Origin of the sequence: Limimaricola cinnabarinus (assembly GCF_002723615.1) — a bacterium.
Classification (GTDB): Bacteria; Pseudomonadota; Alphaproteobacteria; order Rhodobacterales; family Rhodobacteraceae; genus Limimaricola; species Limimaricola cinnabarinus_B.
Genome location: NZ_KZ305007.1, coordinates 3,018 through 3,916, shown reverse-complemented (window position 1 = coordinate 3,916; position 899 = coordinate 3,018). Strand labels below are relative to the sequence as shown.

Genomic DNA, 899 nt, shown 5'->3' with positions numbered 1-899 from the left:
GCCCGGGCGGTGGCGTCCGTCTCTCGGCGCGGAGGGCGCGCCACCTGCGCCTGCGCGACGCTTTGCAGCAAGGCGTCCGGCGACCAACCCTGCGCCTCGGCCTCCGCCGTCCAGTCCGCCTGCGCATCGCGCAGCGCACCGTGCCGCTTGCCCGGCCGGGTGGCATAGGCAGCGAACTGCGCGGCCCGCCGATCCTGCGCCGGGCCGCGCCCGGTGGCCGCCAACCGCGAGACGATAGACCGGCGGCGTTTCGAGAACAGCTGCAGCAACGGCTCCGGCACGCCGACGATCTCGTAGCTGCGCCCCGCAGGACGGGTCCGCAACCCGAGCCGCTCGTGCAGCAGGAACACCTCCTCGCAGCGCGCCAGCGCCGCGATCGCGCCCGCATGGGTGAGAAGCAGGTAGTTGTCGAGCTGGCGCAGCCGTCCGTCCCGGCCCACGGCCGTCTTGGACAGCACGACATGGCTGTGCAGCTGCGGATCCCCCGCCCGGCTGGCGGCGTGATCGAACCGGGCCCCGATCACGCGCTGGACCGGGACATGGCGGCCCCGGCTGCGGCTGGCGATGAGACCGAGGTCGAACGCCCATTGCAGCGCCCGCGATATCGCCTGCGCATGGATGGCGCGGATCGCCGCCAGCAGCCCCGGCCGGGCCACGTCCCCCACGAGGCCGAGCACGCTCACGCTCTTGGGCAGGCTGAACTGCACGTCGTAGCCGCCCGAAGGCGGCACCGGCGCGCCTGCCGCCGGGCGCCGCCGTCGGGCCGCCATCCGCCCGGTGGCCGGATCACGCCCGGCCACGAGATCGCGCAGAACCCGGGTCGCGACCGGATCGCCGGAGCGCAGCCCGTCGAGGATGTTCGGCACCCCCGGCATCAGCAGCAGCGGGGTAGGGGGTTC

At 74.7% G+C, this 899-nt stretch carries 1 protein-coding gene; it reads right to left on the bottom strand.

Translation table 11 applies throughout. The annotated features are described in order from the left end of the window. The coding region (gene mobF / locus CJ301_RS18365; protein ID WP_162620634.1) for a MobF family relaxase at positions 1-875 on the bottom strand (875 nt) is incomplete at its 3' end. Positions 876-899: the final 24 nt, after the last annotated feature.